The organism is Candidatus Nitrotoga arctica, assembly GCF_918378365.1.
GTDB lineage: Bacteria > Pseudomonadota > Gammaproteobacteria > Burkholderiales > Gallionellaceae > Nitrotoga > Nitrotoga arctica.
The window spans coordinates 2,846,931-2,866,497 of sequence record NZ_OU912926.1 but is presented as its reverse complement, the minus strand read 5'-3'; the positions used below and the strand labels follow the sequence as shown (position 1 = coordinate 2,866,497).

16 protein-coding genes are annotated in these 19,567 nt (G+C 54.8%); 13 read left to right on the top strand and 3 right to left on the bottom strand.

Features of this window, described 5'->3' with window-relative positions; all coding sequences use genetic code 11:
- Position 1 precedes the first annotated feature (1 nt).
- A complete protein-coding gene (locus MKZ32_RS13040) occupies positions 2–346 on the bottom strand; it encodes a DMT family protein (RefSeq protein WP_239797665.1) in 345 nt (114 codons plus the stop codon).
- Positions 347–538: 192 nt separating this feature from the next.
- Positions 539–4,306, bottom strand: a complete 3,768-nt coding sequence (metH, locus tag MKZ32_RS13035; RefSeq protein ID WP_239797664.1) for a methionine synthase — start codon at positions 4,304–4,306, stop codon at positions 539–541.
- A gap of 352 nt (positions 4,307–4,658) precedes the next feature.
- Here metH and MKZ32_RS15770 point away from each other — a divergent pair, with 352 nt between their 5' ends.
- The 13 genes from MKZ32_RS15770 (at position 4,659) to MKZ32_RS12970 (ending at position 17,638) form a co-directional block, all read left to right on the top strand.
- Complete coding sequence (locus tag MKZ32_RS15770) at positions 4,659–4,976, top strand: UBP-type zinc finger domain-containing protein (protein WP_239797663.1); 318 nt, start codon at positions 4,659–4,661, stop codon at positions 4,974–4,976.
- Positions 4,973–6,784, top strand: coding sequence for an FAD-dependent oxidoreductase (locus tag MKZ32_RS13025; protein ID WP_239797662.1), 1,812 nt, complete (start codon positions 4,973–4,975; stop codon positions 6,782–6,784). Before MKZ32_RS15770 ends, MKZ32_RS13025 begins: the two co-directional genes overlap by 4 nt.
- Before the next feature lie 424 nt (positions 6,785–7,208).
- Positions 7,209–7,436: a hypothetical protein gene (locus MKZ32_RS13020; protein ID WP_239797661.1), complete on the top strand. Its 228-nt coding sequence runs from the start codon at positions 7,209–7,211 to the stop codon at positions 7,434–7,436.
- A 279-nt stretch (positions 7,437–7,715) separates the two neighbouring features.
- Positions 7,716–9,356 carry a phospholipase D-like domain-containing protein gene (locus tag MKZ32_RS13015; RefSeq protein WP_239797660.1) on the top strand — a complete coding sequence of 547 codons (1,641 nt, stop codon included), beginning with the start codon at positions 7,716–7,718 and terminating at the stop codon, positions 9,354–9,356.
- An 897-nt stretch (positions 9,357–10,253) separates the two neighbouring features.
- Positions 10,254–10,763, top strand: coding sequence for a sigma-70 family RNA polymerase sigma factor (locus tag MKZ32_RS13005; protein WP_239797659.1), 510 nt, complete (start codon positions 10,254–10,256; stop codon positions 10,761–10,763).
- The gene (locus MKZ32_RS13000; protein ID WP_239797658.1) at positions 10,760–11,827 is read left to right on the top strand and encodes a FecR domain-containing protein; all 1,068 of its coding nucleotides are present in this window, start codon (positions 10,760–10,762) and stop codon (positions 11,825–11,827) included. Before MKZ32_RS13005 ends, MKZ32_RS13000 begins: the two co-directional genes overlap by 4 nt.
- Before the next feature lie 115 nt (positions 11,828–11,942).
- Complete coding sequence (locus MKZ32_RS12995; protein ID WP_338140772.1) at positions 11,943–14,372, top strand: TonB-dependent siderophore receptor; 2,430 nt, start codon at positions 11,943–11,945, stop codon at positions 14,370–14,372.
- Positions 14,363–14,521, top strand: coding sequence for a hypothetical protein (locus MKZ32_RS15575; RefSeq protein WP_338140771.1), 159 nt, complete (start codon positions 14,363–14,365; stop codon positions 14,519–14,521). The genes MKZ32_RS12995 and MKZ32_RS15575 overlap by 10 nt, the downstream gene beginning before the upstream one ends.
- 49 nt (positions 14,522–14,570) lie before the next feature.
- The gene (locus tag MKZ32_RS12990; protein ID WP_239797657.1) at positions 14,571–15,368 is read left to right on the top strand and encodes a DUF4198 domain-containing protein; all 798 of its coding nucleotides are present in this window, start codon (positions 14,571–14,573) and stop codon (positions 15,366–15,368) included.
- Between the two features lie 13 nt (positions 15,369–15,381).
- Complete coding sequence (locus tag MKZ32_RS12985) at positions 15,382–15,678, top strand: hypothetical protein (protein ID WP_239797656.1); 297 nt, start codon at positions 15,382–15,384, stop codon at positions 15,676–15,678.
- A complete protein-coding gene (locus MKZ32_RS12980) occupies positions 15,611–16,876 on the top strand; it encodes a PepSY-associated TM helix domain-containing protein (RefSeq protein ID WP_239797655.1) in 1,266 nt (421 codons plus the stop codon). Before MKZ32_RS12985 ends, MKZ32_RS12980 begins: the two co-directional genes overlap by 68 nt.
- 2 nt (positions 16,877–16,878) lie before the next feature.
- On the top strand, positions 16,879–17,280 hold the full coding sequence (locus MKZ32_RS12975; RefSeq protein ID WP_239797654.1) for a hypothetical protein: 402 nt from the start codon (positions 16,879–16,881) through the stop codon (positions 17,278–17,280).
- A complete protein-coding gene (locus MKZ32_RS12970) occupies positions 17,273–17,638 on the top strand; it encodes a DUF3325 domain-containing protein (protein WP_239797653.1) in 366 nt (121 codons plus the stop codon). Before MKZ32_RS12975 ends, MKZ32_RS12970 begins: the two co-directional genes overlap by 8 nt.
- Positions 17,639–18,244: 606 nt before the next feature.
- Here the strand turns inward: MKZ32_RS12970 and MKZ32_RS12965 are convergent.
- Positions 18,245–19,258, bottom strand: a complete 1,014-nt coding sequence (locus tag MKZ32_RS12965) for a tetratricopeptide repeat protein (RefSeq protein ID WP_239797652.1) — start codon at positions 19,256–19,258, stop codon at positions 18,245–18,247.
- Positions 19,259–19,567: the final 309 nt, after the last annotated feature.

Here is a 19,567-nt window from a genome sequence, read left to right as displayed (position 1 = left end):
GTTATGCCCTGAAAATAAAAAATACCGCACCCATCAGGCACAGTGCAGCGTATAGATAGTCCAGCTTCAGCGGCTGATCCATGTATAGCACGGCGAAAGGAACGAATACCGACAGCGTGATGACTTCCTGCAAAATTTTCAGTTGTCCCAGGCTGAGTTCGGTATAGCCGATGCGGTTGGCTGGCACCTGCAGCAGGTATTCGAATAGTGCGATACCCCAACTCACCAGTGCAGCAACGTACCACGGTGAATGGGTGAAATTCTTGAGGTGTCCATACCAGGCAAATGTCATGAACACATTTGAAGCAATCAGCAGGAGTGTGGTTAGCAACAGTGGGTGAGGCATGGCGCGGTCCTAGTCGCGTTAATAATTAAGGCAATGCTGCTGAATAAGTCCCTCCGTTCGGGCTGAGCCTGCCGAAGCCATTTGTAACTTATTGGTTCTCAATTGGTACGTTTCGACAAGCTCAACGCGAACGGACTTGTTCAGCGTAGTCTTAAATAACAGGGTTGCGATCAAAATATTGAAGCCATTTTGTTAAGCATCATAATTTAACACGGGAGCTAACCAGCGTTCGGTTTCTTCAAGGCTTAGACCCTTGCGCTGTGCGTAGTCTTCTATCTGATCTTTGTCTGCTTTTGCTGTAGCAAAATACTGCGATTGCGGATGCGAAAAATAAAACCCACTTACTGCAGCAGTCGGCAGCATGGCAAAACTTTCAGTCAGCGTAATGCCGGCCTTGTTGGGTGCGTCCAGCAGTTCAAACAGCGCATGTTTCTCAGTGTGGTCAGGGCAAGCCGGGTAGCCCGGGGCAGGGCGGATGCCGCGATATTTTTCATTGATTAAATCTTCAGTGCTGGTCTGTTCGTCGGTGGCATAGCCCCAGAACTCGCGTCGAATACGGGCGTGCAGCAGTTCGGCAAAGGCTTCGGCCAGTCGGTCGGCCAAGGCTTTCAGCAGAATGCTGTTGTAGTCGTCATGTTTGCTCTCGAATTCCGCCACGCGTTCATCAATGCCGATGCCGGTTGTAACCGCAAACGCGCCGATATAATCGGCCACGCCGCTTTCTTTGGGCGCGATGAAATCGCCGAGACTGAGGTTGGGCTTGTCTTCCGGTTTGACCATTTGCTGGCGCAGGTTGTGCCAGGTCATCGCTACCTGGCTTCGCGATTCATCAGTGTAAATCTCGATGTCGTCACTATTTACACTGTTGGCCGGAAACAGGCCAAACACTGCATTTGCGCCTAACCACTTCTCGTCGATGATGCGCTTGAGCATGGCCTGCGCATCGTGGAACAAATTGCGTGCTGCTTCGCCGATTACTTCATCATTGAGAATTTTCGGATAGCGCCCGGACAGTTCCCAAGTCTGGAAGAATGGGGTCCAGTCAATGTAGGAACTGATCTCTGCCAGTGAGTAGTCGCTGAGCGCCTGCACACCGATGAAGCTGGGCTTGGGCGGCGTATAGTTGGCCCAATCGGTTTTCAGGCCATGCGCGCGCGCGTCTGCCAGTTTGTAACGTGCACCTTGAGGTTTTTTGTTGGCATGCAGTTCGCGTGTCTTGGCATAGTCGGCCTTTATGCCAGCCACATAAGTGTCGTGTAAAGTGCTGCTCAACAGGTTGTTGCACACCCCCACCGCACGCGATGCGTCCGTCACATAAACGGTCACGCCGCTGGTATAGTTGGGTTCGATTTTCACTGCCGTATGCACGCGTGAAGTGGTCGCGCCGCCGATCAGCAACGGGATGGTGAATCCTTGGCGCTGCATCTCCTTGGCCACATACGCCATCTCTTCCAGCGAGGGCGTAATCAATCCGGACAGGCCGATCATATCGGCGTTGTGCTCGCGCGCTGTGTCTAAAATTTTCTGGCATGGCACCATCACGCCCATGTTGATAACTTCGAAATTGTTGCACTGCAGCACCACCGTGACGATGTTCTTGCCGATGTCATGCACATCACCCTTGACCGTGGCGATGACGATCTTGCCCTTGGGTTTGTTGTCGCCGGAGCGCGCCTTTTCCGCCTCTATGAAGGGCACCAGATGGGCCACTGCTTGCTTCATCACGCGTGCGGATTTCACCACTTGTGGCAAAAACATTTTACCCGCGCCGAACAGGTCGCCGACCACGTTCATGCCGGTCATCAGTGCACCTTCGATCACCTCGACCGGGTAAGTCGCCTGTAACCGCGCTTCCTCGGTGTCTTCCACGACATAGGTGTTAATGCCGCGCACTAACGCGTGGGTCAGGCGTTCCTGCACCGTGCCCTGTCGCCACGCCAGATCTTCCACTTGGACCTTGGCGCCGCCTGTCACATTTTCCGCCACCGCTACCAGCCGTTCGCCCGCATCGGGACGGCGATTCAGTACTACGTCTTCCACCGCCTCGCGCAAATCTTTGGGAATTTCATCATATACGCCGAGCTGACCGGCATTGACGATCCCCATATTCATACCAGCTTGCACCGCGTGATAGAGAAACACGGTGTGGATAGCCTCGCGCATCGCGTCGTTACCACGGAATGAGAACGATACATTGGACACGCCGCCGCTAATCTTTGCGTAAGGCAGATTTTTCCTGATCCAGCGCGTGGCATCAATGAAGTCCACCGCATAGTTGTTGTGCTCTTCTATGCCGGTGGCAATGGCGAAAATATTCGGGTCGAAAATTATATCTTCCGGCGGAAAGCCGACCTGATTCACCAGAATGTCATAGCTGCGCTGGCAAATTTCGATTTTGCGCTGTTGCGTATCGGCCTGTCCCTGTTCGTCAAATGCCATCACGACTGCCGCTGCACCATAGCGGCGTACCAACTTGGCATATTTGATGAACTCCGCTTCGCCCTCTTTCATGCTGATCGAGTTGACGATGGCCTTGCCCTGTACGCATTTCAATCCAGCTTCGATCACCGACCACTTGGACGAATCAATCATCAGCGGCACACGCGAAATATCCGGCTCCGATGCGATCAGGTTGAGGTACTTCATCATGGCAAGCTGCGAATCCAGCATCGCTTCGTCCATGTTGATGTCGATAACCTGTGCGCCATTTTCCACTTGCTGCCGCGCCACGTTGACGGCAGTCGGGTAATCGCCGGCGAGGACGAGGCGTGCAAACATTTTGGAACCGGTAACGTTGGTGCGCTCCCCGACGTTCACGAATAAGGAATCATCGCCGATGTTGAATGGCTCCAGCCCGGATAGCCGACACTTCTTTTCCAGCTCTGGAATGCGGCGCGGTGGGATATCTTTTAATGCATCGGCAATCGCCTTGATGTGCGCTGGCGTGGTACCGCAGCAGCCGCCCGCGATGTTGAGGAAGCCGCTGGTGGCAAATTCCTTAACCAGCATGGCGGTATGTTCCGGCGATTCGTCGTAACCGGTTTCCGACAGTGGATTGGGCAAGCCGGCATTGGGATGGGCACTTAAATAAGTGGTGGCGACGCGCGACAATTCCTCGACGTAAGGGCGCATCAGTTCCGCTCCCAGCGCACAATTCAGGCCGATGGATAACGGCTTGGTATGTGACAGCGAATTCCAGAATGCTTCAGTCGTCTGGCCCGACAAGGTGCGCCCGGAAGCATCGGTGATGGTGCCGGAAATCATGATCGGAACGCGCACGTTATGCAGATCAAAATACTGCTCGATGGCGAACAGGGCGGCCTTGGCGTTCAGCGTATCGAAAATGGTTTCCACCATCAGTAGATCCGCTCCACCATCCAGCAGACCGCGTATGGCTTCGGTATAGCCTTCTACCAGCTGATCGAAATTGATGTTGCGGAAACCGGGATCGTTCACGTCCGGTGAGATGGATGCGGTACGCGTAGTGGGTCCCAACACGCCCGCCACAAAGCGGGGCTTGCCCGGCACTTGGATTTCGTATTCGTCACACACCTCACGCGCCAATTTTGCCCCAGCCACGTTCAATTCATATACCAGATGCTCCATCTGGTAATCCGCCATCGATACGGAGTTGGCGTTGAAAGTATTGGTCTCAAGGATATCCGCCCCCGCTTCCAGGTATTCTGCATGGATGCCACGAATGATCTGCGGCTGCGTCAGCAACAGCAGATCATTATTACCCTTGAGGTCGAGCGGGTGGTCGGCGAAACTCTGGCGAGGCTCGGTATCGCCATCATGTGCGACTACGCCGCGGTAGTGGTCCTCGGTCAGCTTGTATTGCTGAATCATCGTTCCCATCGCACCGTCCAAAATAAGGATGCGTCGTTCCAGCAAACGTTCAATTAGATGAGGTGTGCGGTTCATAGTGTCAGACTTAAAAGTGAGAGTAGATTTTACCATGTCTCACGCAAGACGAATTTCTTAACAGCCAATAGACCTAAATTGATTTTTCTTCAAGCTCAAAAAGAATAATATTGCCTATTGCCACAGCGACGAACTTTCCAGAGATGCGCAAGCGGCGATTCTCCTCAGGCCGATGCCACGGCATGCACTATTATCCTTGCTTAAATGATTGACAGCTTGACGAGAAAGCGGCGCAGGGTTATCCCAATGCCCACTTAAATTTTACCAGTCAGAAATAAGGATTTTACTTATTTTCTTTTATAGCTGACGGTCTATCATGTTCGCAACAGGCCACTGACAATCGAGGTTTCCTCAAGATATAATCGCTTGAAACATATGGGGAGGTTGTATGGCTTGTACGCATTTCGATAGCATTCGCAAAGTAACACCCTCTGCGGAGGGCTGCGAGGATTGCCTGAAGACCGGTGATTCATGGGTGCACCTTCGCTTATGCCGCCAGTGTGGCCACGTCGGCTGCTGTGATAGTTCGATAAACAAACATGCGACCAAGCATTATCATGCGACCGGCCATCCGATTATGGAATCCTACGACCCCCCGGATCCGTGGGGCTGGTGCTACATCGATCAGGAGATGCTCGATTTCAGCGGAAACCAGACCGCACACCTCCACCCTTCATCGGTTTCTTTCAAGGATCGCAAGCGGTGATAAACGAAGTTACTGACGGTTTGCTCTCATCAGCGTCTGGTCAAGTGGGTGACGTTTCAGCCAACGAGGCAGATGCGCCTTTGCCTCCAAGCTTGGCATCGCGTCGCGAGCAAATGTTTCCCAAGCTTACCCCCGCAGAAATTAACCGGTTACGGCGATTTGGCACGGTGCACACCTGGCAGCCCGGCGAAATATTGTTTGATCCCAGCATGCGCGGAGCAGGCATGTTCGTTTTGCTGAGCGGGCGCATCCTGACTACGCGCAAAAATGGCCTGGGCATCGAGATTCCCATAGTTGAAAGCGGGCCGGGCAACTTCGCGGGAGAAGTCGGCCAGCTTTCGGGCCGTCCCCCGCTTGCCTATGGACGCGCCCTTGAGGTGGTCGAAGCACTGGTGATAGATCCGCCTTCCTTGCGCGCAGTGGTCGTGGCTGAGGCCGAACTCGGGGAACGTATTATGAGAGCCTTGATCCTGCGGCGTATGGGATTGATCGAAACCGGCGGAGGCGGCCCATTGCTGATCGGTGCCCCCGGTAGCGCGGGTATGGTGCGGTTGCAGGGATTTCTTTCAAGGAACGGTCATCCTCATCTTGTGTTGGATCCGGCACTAGATAGCGTCGCGGAAGAGGTGGTGAAGCTCCACCAACCACGTTCAAATGAATTGCCGCTGGTTGTTTGTCCCGATGGAACAGTCCTTAAAGATCCCACCGAAAGGGAGCTTGCGCGTTATCTCGGCTTGTATGTTGATCTGAGCCCTGACCGTGTCTACGATGTTGCGATCGTTGGCGCCGGCCCCGCTGGCCTTGCTTGTGCGGTCTATGCCGCATCGGAAGGGCTTTCCGTGCTTGTACTCGATACTCATGCGTTCGGAGGCCAGGCGGGTGCGAGCGCGAGAATCGAAAATTACCTCGGTTTCCCCACCGGGATTTCCGGTCAGGCGCTCGCTGGACGCGCTTATGTTCAGGCGCTGAAATTCGGTGCTGAAATGGTGGTACCGGTTGAAGTGATGTCGCTCGATTGCTCACGCTTTCCTCGCGCGCTCCAACTCGATTGTGGCGGACAGGTTTTGGCCAAAACTGTGGTTATCGCGACAGGCGCAAAATATCGGCGTCCAGGTATACCTGAACTCGAGAAATACGAAGGTCGCGGCGTTTATTACTGGGCTTCGCCGATTGAGGCCGCGCTATGCGGACAGGAGGAAGTCGTGCTCGTGGGGGGTGGCAATGCGGCCGGGCAGGCAATCGTATTCCTGGCCAGCCACGCGGCGCACGTCCATCATTTGATTCGCGGCTCCGACCTTGCAAAAAGCATGTCGAAATATCTCATCGACCGTATTGGATTGTTGGCGAACGTTACGCTGTATACGGAATCAGAGATCGTGGCAATCGAAGGTTGCGATGAAGGCGTGAGCGGCGTGCAGTGGCACAATCGCAAAGACGGCAGCAAACAAACTAAATCCATCCGGCGCATTTTTCTGTTCGTGGGTGCCGATCCGAACACTGACTGGCTGGAGAATTGCGGCGTGAATGTCAATGATAAGGGATTCGTCTGTACCGGGATCGATCTATCGCCGGTCGACGACGCGCGTTCGACGCACCTGAAAAACGAGCATCATCCCCTGTCGCTCGAAACGTCGGTACCGGGAGTATTCGCGATTGGCGATGCGCGTGCCAGCTCAACCAAACGTGTCGCCGCCGCTGTGGGTGAAGGCGCCGCAGTGGTTGCCCAAGTGCATAACTGGCTTGCGTCGCATGAAACTGTTCCGGCGCAAGCCACCGAACATGACAAATCCTTGGGGCGTCTTAACTGATGAGTCGGGTATAGCTCGTCGTCATGCTCGCCATTCTATGCGCCGTCCACACTTTGACATAACGGTATTTCTCCTTGGCAAACCGTTTAATACACATGCGAATGGAGCTATTCTCTCGCAGGTTTATCTTTGCTTGAATGACTGACAGCTGATGAGAAAGCGGCACCTGATTATCCCAATACCCATTCTATTCTCCCCAGCCATAAAATAAGGATTTTGCTTATTCTCTTTTATAGCTGACGCTCTATCATGTTCCCCACGGTACCACTGACAATAATTTTGCTGTCGGATGGACAGCCAGCGGTGGCTTCGCTTGCTGGTTACGGTCTCTCAAGCTAGACGTTGTTAAACCGCTGTTGCAAATAGGTTGCGGCGACAGATAGGCTTTAAAAGCAACCTTCATCATTCATTGCGGGAGTTAATCATGTTATCTAAATCAGCAAGAGACTTCATCCTTCACATTACCAACTACTTTCATGGTCACTGGGAAGACCCTGAATGGGGAAGAAGGCCTGTTAACCAGATATTAGTTAGCTTGGCTATCCATGAGTTAGCCAATGGGATTCAGGATGCAGAAGCTCGCGAACACCTTCATACCATCACTGACAAGGTCATTTCGATAAATGCTCAACGCGTAGCAAAAGAAAAATAAATAATAAAGTAATTTACGATCAATCTCGTGAAACTTAATTGATCTGTAGATGTGCAAGCAACTTTAGTTAATCGCAGTGTTTGGCCTGTCTTCTCCAGAGCCTGACATTGCGCTTAATATGCCTTCGTGCGGCATCGATGTGCAATCCCCATGGTCTTGTCTAACAAGGGGGGCATCATCACCTTGCTGAATCAGAACGGTTTGAAGGTGCATGGCGTTTCCTACACCAAGGAGCAAGCCAACCAGCCTGGCTGGACAATTGTCTTTTAGGAGTGTGTCATGCGCATTACCAAGAAACTTGGCAAATTGACGGTGCAGGCGGTCGCGGGTACGCATGTGGTGCTGCTTGGCTGGAGCATGACGAAAGCCGATTCGCGCCGCGTGCTGGGATTTGCCGTTCATCGCACGGACCATACCGAGGACGAGGCCTATTGGCTGGAGGGAATAAAGGTATTCGCCGAAACCGATCCAGGTACGGACAAGGCCTCGTTGCGTTCCCATCCGGTTCAGGGTTTCACTTGGTCCGATTTCACGGCTAAGCCAGGCTACGATTATACCTATCGCGTAGTGGCACTGAAGGGTTCGCCCAAGAGCTTGATTGAAGAGGATGAGGTCGAGGTGCGTGTGCAAACTGAAAAGGAAGACAACGGCCTGCACGAAGTGTGGTTCAATCGCGGCGCCGCCGCCAGTCAGGAGTACGCACGTCGCTTCCAAAACCAGAGTCCGGAAATAGTGGGTAAACCAGCCTTCGATTGGCTTTCGCGCGGTTTAATGGAAGCGCTGCTCGAGTTTTTGCTGCGTGCGAAGAACAGTCAATGGGCGTTGCGCGTGGCCGCTTATCAGTTCACCAACGAAACTGTTTTAAAGGCGTTGAAATCGGCCAAGGATCGCGGGGTTGACGTGAGCATCCTATATGACGGCCGTGACGAAAAGGTATCCGCACTTAATAAGGCAGCGGTGCTCAACGCCGGTATCGACAGTCTATGCAGGCAGCGTACCGCAAATCCAAGCGCCATCGCACACAATAAGTTTATCGTGTTGTTAAAGGATAATCAGCCGCAGGCGGTTTGGACGGGCTCGACGAATATCACTGATGGCGGCATCTTCGGACATTCGAATGTCGGACACGTGGTGAACGATATGAGCATTGCAAGTAGCTATCATGATTACTGGAATTTACTTGCAGTTGATCCTAAATTTCTCTTGTTGCGCCCCGGTGTGGAAACGTTGACGCCGACGCCTGACCTTGGTAGCTCGCCAAGGCAAGCGACCAGCGCGCTCTTTAGTCCCCGCTCTGGCCTGAAGCTGCTCTCGTGGTATGCCGAACAGGCCGCCGCTGCGCAATCGATGCTTTGCATGACCTTTGCTTTCGGCATCAACAAGGCTTTTGTCCCCGTATTTGATAAGCCCTTTAGTGGGTTGCGTTATGCCTTGCTCGATAATGATGGCAATCGGCCCGAACCAGAAGCGGAGGTATTACGGCTGCGGAAATTACCCTTTAATCGCTTCGCAATCGGCAGCTTGATTCGCGTAAATTGTTTTGATAAGTGGCTGAAGGAGGGATTGAGTGGATTGAATTCGCATGTGCCGTATATTCATACGAAATTCATGCTGGTCGATCCGTTGGGATCGAATCCGATTGTAATCTCAGGATCGGCCAATTTCTCGGATCCCTCGACCAATGCCAACGACGAGAACATGCTGGTGATTCAAGGCAACACGACTGTGGCAGACATCTATCTGACGGAGTTTTTCCGTCTCTGGAATCATTATGCATTTCGCGAATGGTTGGCAAAAAATCAGGGCAATCCCAACGTGACACCGCAGTTTTTGAAGGTGGATGATACGTGGCGGAATATTTATTTCGGTAATACTGAACAATCACGACAAAGAGTATTGTTCTCCGGGGCAACCAGCTAGTGCATGGCCGCGAAACTTCTGGATTCAATTCTGCAACAGGAAAACGTTAACACGCAGGGGATAGTCGGAAGATACTTTTCTGAGTGAGGATGACTTCAGCGAATGGCTAGTTTGGGCACTGCTTGTTTTCTGTTTAACTGGGTGTTCATGCGTTTTTGCCGGATGGCTCTTTCCTTTTATGGTTAGAGCTATGCTGAAAAACCAAGCCCTCATTTCCAAGATTTCAATTACGAAATATACGTGATTATGCGAAATGGCGAGTTCAGCTCGTTTTGTTTTGCCCTTTCGGGCTGCTCCTTGCATTTTTCGCCCGCTATGGGCACACATGTGTCATTAATCGATTTCGAGACAAGTATTTGCTATTTCTAGCAAGGTAAATACGCGACCGGCATTCTTGACTAAAGCACGGTAGCGAACTTTGGTAAAACTCCACTGCCGTTGATCACGGCAAAATTGTGCCTGAATCTCAGGTCTTTCAACTATGCAGTACTCAAGTCGTCCGCCGTGGTGAATACATTCGACGATAGCGTCGAAAACGCCGTGGCGTGAGAAGCCGAGGAGGGGTCCTCATTCTTAATGCCAACATCGACCACAATGATGACTCTGGCCTATGCGGCAGCAGTACGCCACGGCACCATTGATGAAATTCGACATGGGCTATCTCTCTGGGGTGATCAGGGTATCCGACTCCGAAGCGTGGGTTGAGACAGCACGCTGCTGTTCAAGGCACACTTTCATCGGCCGGCAGCGGGGATATGTCGTGGGCAGGTGACGGCCATTTGTCCAGCCATATTTAGATCAGTCTTGCACGATCTGTATTACACCTTGTAAAATACAAATAATTCTCATTATCTACTAGGTCTGCACACGTGCTCGACCAATCACAAGGAGAGTATCGTGTCGGCGGATGATATTGCAACGCAGCAGATCCACATACTGTACACCGATCATCACGGTTGGCTGTATGGTTGGCTGCGTCGCAAGCTCGGCAACGCCTGCCACGCCGCGGACCTCGCGCAGGATACCTTCATGCGCGTGCTCACCCGACAGCAGCCCCTGTACCTGGACGAGCCGCGTGCCTATCTTTCCGCCATCGCGCGCGGTCTGGTCGTGGATCACTGGCGGCGGCGCGAGCTGGAGCTGGCCTGGCTGGAAATTTTGGCCGTTCTGCCTGAGGCCGAGGAGCCTTCGCCCGAAACGCGCCTGATCTTTCTGGAAACGCTGATCGAGATCGATCGGTTGCTCGACTCGCTCAAGCCTCAGGTACGTACTGCTTTTCTGCTGGCTCAACTCGACGGGCTCACTTGCCCGCAGATCGCTGAGCACCTGAGCGTGTCGCTGTCCACTGTGGAACGCTACATTGCCAAGGCTCTGCGCGATTGTTACGCTCTGCGGTTTGAGCCATGAGCGAAGGCGCTCTGCCACACGGCGGCACAGCGGAAGTACCAGATAAGTCTTATCACCCCTCCGATGTGCCGCCGCCTGACCGGCTGCCCGAATCCGTCATCGATGCCGCAATCACTTGGGCGGTTCGACTTAACTACAATGCACCCACTGTCCAGGATCGGCACGCGTTCGAGCGCTGGCTGCATGCCGATCTTTTGCACGGTATCGCCTGGCAGCGCGTGCATTCCTTGAAAGGCTTTCAGTCCGATCTGGGCGCACTGCCGCCCAAGCTGGCGCTCGATGCGCTGCAAACGGCGCAGGCCGGCCGCGAACATCGCAGCCTGAGCCGCCGCAATGCCATGAAGTTACTCTCCCTGGCCGGCATCGCCGTGACGGCGGGCTGGATCGTACGCGAGCAAACGCCCTGGCAGCGTCTGCTGGCCGATGTCAGTACCGGTATCGGCGAACAGAAGACGCTGCACCTCGATGATGGCAGCGTTATCGTGCTTAATATCGACAGCGCGATCAGCACCGACCTGGTCGGCCCGCGCCGTCTCGTGGTGCTGCGGCGGGGCGAGATCCTCATCACTACGGGTGCGGATGCCGGCATGCCGGCCAAACGCCCGTTCTGGGTCTACACGCCTTTTGGCAGGATGCAGGCCCTGGGCACGCGCTTTGTCGTGCGGCTGGACAAGGAGCGCGCCCGCATCAGCGTGCAGCAAGGTGCCGTGGAATTGCACCCGGCGGACGGTGGTGTGCCCGCCGTCGTGCAGGCTGGCGAAAGCCGTTGGCTCATGGACGATGGCACCGCACCGGCCGAGCTGCAAGGCTTTGAGGCCGATGGCTGGGCCGAGGGTGTCATCGCCGGCAAGAACATTCTTCTGCAAGACTTGCTGGCCGAGCTGGCACGCTACCGGCCTGGCCGCATCGTCTGCGATCCACGCGTGGCTGATTTGCGCTTGTCTGGTCTTTTCCATGTGAAAGAGACCGATCGGGCGCTGCAATTTCTTGTTCAGACACAGCCGATCAGCGTCACTTACCACACGCGCTTTTGGGTTACGGTGGGGCCACGAGAAGCCCACTGACGAAGAGGGGAAACAGGCTGTAAAAATTTTTTTAGAAAATACTGAGGGGATTTCGATTTTCGACCGGCCTCCCAAGTAGGAAGCCATCAATAACCTACCTTGTCGAAAGTGAGAAATGACCTTAAATCGTTCGCAGTTCCCTAGTGCAGAGCGCCAGACCCGATCCATATCCCCGTCATTTCGTCCGCAGCTCACGCTGCTGACCGTCGCTGTGCAGGGCATGCTGCTGAGTCTGGCTGTTGGCGTGGTGCTGCCGCACGCTGCCCAGGCACAGGCGGCCACGGCGCTGCCCGCTGGCGATGAAATCCGCAGCTTCAACGTGCCGGCCGGTCCATTGGTGGGGGCGCTGGATCGCTTTGCGCGCACCGCCAGAGTCAATCTCTCCTACGACACTGCGCTGCTCAGTAGCCTGCAATCCAGAGAGCTGTCCGGCAGCTACAGCATTGCCTCGGCGCTGAGCATGCTGCTGGCCGGCAGCGGCATTGAAGCGGTCGCCCAGCCGGGTGGCGGCTATTCGCTGCGTAAAGCGCCTGCCGCCAAGAATCCATCTTCTGAAGCCGATTCCTCCGCGGCGGCGAGAAAAGTTGAGGCGACCATGCCGGAGGTGACGGTGACAACTAATACGGAGCGCGATCCTCGTACTGAAGGTACACGTTCCTACACCACACGCGCGGTCAGTATCGGTAAGACGCCGCAGGCGCTACGCGACATCCCCCAGTCGGTGAGCGTGATGACGCGTCAGCGCATGGAAGATCAGAACCTGTACCAGCTCGAGAGTGCGCTCGACCAGATGACTGGCTTGCAGTTCGACACCAGCACCGGTCCAGCTGGCTCGGCCAACGTTATATCGCGCGGTTTTCTCATCAATAATTACCAGGCCGATGGAGTGCCGCAGACTTTTCTTGGTACTTCGTTTACCAGTGTCGATCTGGCATCCTATGACCGGATCGAAGTTATTCGCGGTGCGGCCGGGCTGCTGCAGGGCGCAGGCAATCCTTCGGCGACGGTGAATCTGGTACGCAAGAAGCCGGGGCACAAATTTGCCGCTTCCCTAGCGGCCAGTGCCGGTTCTTGGGATTTTTACCGTGCCGAGGCCGACATCGGCGGCCCGCTCAACGATGCTGGCACATTACGGGCGCGGGTGGTGGCAGTGCATGAAGACCGTGACTACAATGTCAAGGTGATGGCATCGCGCAAGGACATGCTGTACGGAGTCATCGAGCTTGATCTCGGCCCTGCTACCATGCTTTCGCTGGGCCTGCAGCGGCAGCAGACCAACGCCGTGCCGTTGATCTTTGGCCTGCCGCGCTATAGTGACGGCCACAGTCTGGGGTTACCGCGTTCGACCTTTCTGGCGCCAGCTTGGAGCCGCTGGTCGCAGGACATCGATGATGCCTTCTTCAACCTTGAACACTATTTGGCAAACGGCTGGAAGCTCAACGTAGGGGGCAATAGTACGCCACAGGACCAGGATTTCAAGCGCACCGTGATGCGTGGTACGGGTGCAGGCTTCGGTGTTAATCCAGCCAATTCGGCTGCTTCCATTTATACCGGCCTGCGTTACCAATCCGAGGGTGCGCGCCGCAACTTTGACGCCAACGCCAGCGGCAAGGTTACTCTGTTCGGATACCAGCACGAGCTGATAATCGGTGCCAGCGCCCAGGACTACGTGTCGCGGACCCGGCAATCGGCTTTCTTTGCTGCCGTGCCGGTACCGAACATCTTCAATTTTGACCCCTACAGTGTGGCCGAACCAAACGAAGGGCCGTTCATCTCTGGAACCACATTGCGCACCCATCAGCATGGTGTGTACGGGAGTGGCCGATTTACCTTGGCCAGAGATCTGAAACTGATCCTTGGTGCTCGCTTGAGCTGGTATGACACCAGCACCGACAACCACAATCTGCTCACTGGTACTACCGTTCAGGGCAGGAAGGTGCGTTACGATCGTGAGCTTACGCCATATGCGGGCCTGATTTACAAGCTGGACCCAACCTATTCGCTGTATGCCAGTTATGCCGACATTTTCCTGCCGCAGAGCGCGCAATTTACCGCCAGCGGTCGGGAACTGGACCCAATCGTCGGCGCCAATTATGAGGCCGGTGTTAAGGGCGAGTACTTGGGCGGTGCCGTGAACGCCTCGCTAGCAATGTTTCGCATCAACCAGTCCAACCGCGCCTTCGAGGACCCAGCTGCACCGTGCGCGACGGCGGTGATCATTAACGGTTGCTACCGCGCCGAGGGCAAAGTACGCAGCGAGGGCATCGAGACGGAAATATCGGGAAGGTTGGCACCCCAGCTGGATCTGTTTGCTGGCTATACTTTCAATCTGACCTCTTACCTGAAGGACAGGGCTAACCAAGGGCTGGCGTTTCGTCCGCAGACGCCGCGTCATATGTTCAAGCTGTGGGCGCAGTGGGGCTTGCCATGGGACGCCAGCCGCTGGACTCTGGGCGCGGGCTCAATGCGCAGAGCGGCTACTACGCGCTCAACGGCGCGGTACGTTCGGAGCAGGCAGCTTACACTATCACCAGCTTGCGCCTGAGCTACCGGCCGAACCAACAGTGGCAGCTCGCGCTGAACCTGAATAACTTATTCGACAAGACCTACTACTCCAGCATTCGCGGGGTCGATTTCGGCAACGTGTATGGCGAACCGCGTAGCGCCATGCTGACCGCGAGAATGCGTTTCTGAGCTATCTGCTGAGCGTACTCTTCATCATCATTTTATTGAAAGGAACACCATGACATCCCTCATCACTTTATTGAAAAAGTACACTATGACACCCTATTTAACCGCGGCGCGGTACGGTGTGGCACTGGTCGTGGCCTGGCTGGCACTGGCGCCGGCTCATGCCCATCAAGTCTGGATCGAACAGAGCGCGCAGGGAGCCACGCTGTATTTCGGTGAGTACGGCCATAACCTGCGCGAGGTTTCGCCCGGGTTGCTCGACAAGTTCGTTAAGCCGGCAGCCCACAAGATTGGTGGCCAAGCGTTGCAAACGCTGGAAATACGCAAGACCGGCGCCGGTTTTGCGCTGTCGGCCCGGGCTGACGCGGGGGAATCGTTGATTGCCGAAGAACGCAACTATCCCATCTCGGAGCGTAAGGAGGGCGACAAGACCGTGCGCAGTCTGTACCTGCCGGCGGCGCGACTGGCGGCAGGTCACGCCCGGCAGCCGCCGCGTTTGACGTTGGATCTAGTACCGACCGGCGTGCACAGTGCGGATGAGGTGCAGGTGCAGGCCGTCTTCAAGGGTTATGCACTGCCCAAGGTCAAGGTGGTGGTGATCACCCCGCTGGGCTGGATCAAAGAGCACCGTACCGATGATGAAGGCAAGTTCAGCGTAAAGCTGCCGTGGCGCGGCACCTATGTGCTCGAACTGGCACACGTTGATTCGACACCAGGTGAGCGCACCAGCGCTGCTGGCGCTGAAATATACGACCGCGCCAGCTATGTGACCTCGCTCACTCTTGAGAGCACAGAAGGCTTGCCATCGCTGCCAGCGGCACCCGCCGCCACGCCCAATAAGTTGAATTAGGATGGCGTAACGGATGGTGTCGATCCCGGCTCAAGCGCGGCGCACGCTTGGCCTGCGTTTGTTAGTCGCCATAGTGGGCGGCTATGTGCTCAGTGCCGCCATGGTGGCCGTGCTCGGCGGGGTGCTGCCGGCCCTAGGGCTGACGCGTTCAGACGCGGTCGCCCTGGCGTCAATGCTGGGCCCCGTGTTCTACCTTGTGCTGCTGCTATGGGCCTTCAGCGTGTGTAGTATGGGACGATTGTATGGCGTGGTCGGCGGTGGTTTGGCAGTCGCCTTCGCCATGCTGTGGCAGATGCCCATCGGCGTCTGAAATTATGCATTCAAGTTTGCGTCTTTCGTTAACATGGCTTCACACCTGGGCTGGGCTGCTCCTAGGCAGTGTGCTGTTCGTCATTTTTTGGATGGGCTCACTCACTGTATTTGATCGCGAGATCGACCGCTGGATGCAGCCGGGCACTCGTTTAGTCGCACCGACCACGCCGCTCGCGCTTGACCACAGCGTGGTTCCGATCGCGCAAGTACTCGCTGCCGGCAGCAGCCAATGGGGCGTAAATCTGCCCACCGAGCGCGCGCCCCAGCTGCGCTTTTTTTATCGCGACGGCGGCGGCCAGACTATTACTCGCGCAATCGATTCGCGTAGCGGTATGCTGATTCCTGACCAGGGGAGCAGGGCCGGTACCGGCTTTTTCTTCCCCTTTCATTTTTCGCTACATATTCAGTGGCGCGACCTTGGCTATTGGATTGTCGGCGTGGCCGGTATGGCGATGCTGGTGCTGCTGGTATCCGGGATAATCATTCACAAAAAAATCTTCATCGAATTTTTTCTGTTCCGGCCCCGCAAACAATTGCCGCGCGCCAGCCTTGATCTGCACAACCTGACCGGTGTGCTGGCACTGCCGTTTCATTTCGTGATAACGCTGTCAGGCCTGATTATTTTTATGGGAATCTATTTTCCGCAGGCACAAGTCGGAGCCTATGGTATGGGGGAGCAGGCCAAGCAGCAGTATACCCGCGAAGCGTTTGGCAACTACAAGCGGCCCCGCGCTGGCCGCATGAACCATCTGGCCTCGCTCGATGCCATGCTGGCAGAGGCCGAACGGCAGTGGCCAGGCGGCCAGGCATCATCCCTGCGGGTTTGGCATCCCGGCGACACCAATGCCTATGTTGAAGTGACTCGCAGTTACGCGAACGACGTCACTATGCACCTGGATCGTCTGACTTTTGACGGCCAGAGTGGCGCTCTACTGCAACGTTTCGTGGGCGCACCAGTGATGAAGGCGCAGCGTTTCATCAGCGGCATGCATTTCATCCAGTTCGACCACTGGGGCATACGTTGCTTGTACTTCTTCGCCGGTTTGTCCGGCTGCGTGATGATCGCCACTGGCCTGTTTTTCTGGCTTGAGTCGCGCCGCGTGCGGCATGCCAAAAAGGGGCTAGCCGGAGTGCGGGTGGTCGAGGCGCTGACGGTTGGCAGCGTGAGCGGCATTATGATCGCTACGCTACGCTAAGCTTGTTTGTTGCGAACCGGCTGTTGCCGCTGGGCGCGAGCTTCGGTGGGCAGGACCGAGCGGCGCTCGAGTACTGGGTATTCTACCTGGTTTGGCTGGCTACCTTCGCGCATGCCGCCTGGCGCCGGGCCGATCCGGTAACCGCACCAGCCCGGCGCGCTTGGCGCGAGCAATGCATCGCCATCGCCCTGTTGGCTTTGTCGGCCGTGCTGCTCAATGGCTGGAGCACCGGCGATCATTTGTTCCACACCTTGGTACGTGGCTACTGGCCAGTGGCCGGGTTCGATCTTTTGCTGCTTGTTGCCGCCGTTGTCGCTTGCCAGGCCGTGCGCCGCTTGGGATGCACGGCACGACTGGTCGGCGTCGGTATCCCTGCCTTGCAAAAGGAGCAGTCCAGTGATTGAAGTCGCTCTACTGTGCCTCGCCGCGTTAGGTAGTTATTGCGGGTTTGCGCTGCTAGCGCTGGCGCAGGAACGGCACTGGTACGCCGTTTCTGGCAGCACATCGACTGCGCGTATCGACTCCGCTAGCCTGAGCATCGGCGGCGCTGCTCTGCAAGCGTTGTCCATCGCGTTGGTGCTGTTTGGACAGGGGCCGAGCTTTGGCATGGTGCTGGCGTTGGTGATGCTGCCGACGGCGGCGATGGCGCTCGCCTTCACACTGTCCTGGCGCTCAGCCTGGTTGAGGCCACTGGCTCGACTGTTGCGTCGGCGTCGGCGTCGAGGCGCGCTGGCCGAATCAGGCTCGCAGTGCGCGCGGTAGTTGAAATTCAATTGTCGAATCTATAGAGCTTGACCCTTGCTGATTGCGCTAGTGGTGAATCAGCATCTCTGTGACGATTTTGCACTCGTAGTCGCCGAGAAGCCATGCCAGTAATTTAACGATAGGCTCAGCCCGCAAATGGATTTAACCTCCGGTTAATATTCGGGTTGAAAAAATATGGAAAAAGACGATGCAAGGTAGCTTAGCCCAGCTGAGCAACCTGAGAGACGGGTGGCAACCGTTCGCCCAGCTCCAGTAAGATATGGACGAACGTTAAATACTGTAGCCGACCGCTGTCTGTGCGCCTCTCACACAGAGAGGCGGGTGTTTTTAATGGAATTTAAGTGGTAGTTGGCGAGGATGACTTAATTAAAGAATGTCATTTGCCTTGGTCGTCCAGATGAAGGATTTCGGATTTTGATTGTGCATGGCGACATAATACAGACCAACTCGTCAAACGACGGCTTTGATAGCCGTGGTCAAGTACGATACGAGGCGATTACAAACAATGGCCGGATTTCCTACCCCTATTCAACGTCTCATGGAATCGAAGATAAATTAGGCAGGAAATTTATTTGTCTTCTTCAGAACAACAAATAGGTTGTTCTAATCGCAGTTTGTGTAATTGCTCTTCTTGCAATCGCGTGCCAATTTTTGCGCTTCAGCGATTTGGGCCGGTGTCATGTGTTGAGCCGCTTTATTAAGATTTTCCTGCGCGGCACTGTGACCATTGACTGTTGCGAGATTAAACCAGATATGTGCGCGAACATAATCTTGTGTAACGCCTTGACCGAGGTCATAACTTGAGCCAAGACTATTTTGTGCGCTTGCATTTCCTTGCTTGGCCGCCAAGCGAAACCACTTTACTGCTTCCTGATAGTCCTGGTTAATGCCCTGCCTGTTGGCATAACTTAAGCCAAGATAATATTGTGCCTTTGCATGTCCTTGTTCGGCCGCCAAGCGAAACCACTTTACCGCTTCCTGAGTGTCTTGGGTAACGCCCTGGCCGTTGCCATAGCTTACTCCAAGATTAAATTGTGCTTTTGCATGCCCTTGCTGGGCAGCCAAGTGAAGCCATTTCACCGCTTCCTGGTAATTTTGCGCTACAACTTTCCCATCAAGATAGATTCCGCCAAGGATGTATTGTGCGACTGTATCACCCTGCTCGGCAGCCAAACGAAACCACTTTATAGCTTCCTCAAAATTCTGTATTACGCCTTGCCCATTGGCATAACTTAGGCCAAGATTAAACTGTGCTTTTGCATGTTTCTGTTCGGCCGCCGAGCGAAACCACTTAACCGCTTCCTGATAATCTTGAGTAACCCCTTGGCCGTTGCCGTAACTTAATCCCAGGTTAAATTGTGCATTGGCATGTCCTTGTTGGGCAGCCAGGCGAAACCACTTTACCGCTTCCTGACTGTCTTGTGTAACGCCGTCCCCATAGAGAAACAGTTCACCAAGGTCGTTTTGCGCAGTTGCATCACCTTGTTCGGCAGCCAAGCGTAATGCTTCTTTAACGTGCACATATTTGCCTTCTGCCTTGCCCTCATCAGGATGTGCTTTGGCTAGGCCACTGCTCATTGCCAATATTACAGTTAAATAAAAAACCCATTTTTTCATTGAATTTCCCCAGAAAAAATTAATACTTCGCACCGTGTATGAAAAGCCCGCCCCTACTGCCTAGCGTCCACCAAACCAAAGTTGCTTACCTTTTGATCATTATAATGGCATTCGATACGCGCATGTACTCCTTGGTTAGGTATAGCTTCTCATCCAAGATTTGCAGTTTCATTGCGGCCCACTGTGTTTGTCATCTATTATGTTTAAATATTTCATAACAGCATTGCGTTTATTAAATCAGCGTTACCTTAGCGCAGAATCGGGCATAAATGCCGAATGCTTTTGTTGCGTCCTGAAATTGAATCCGCG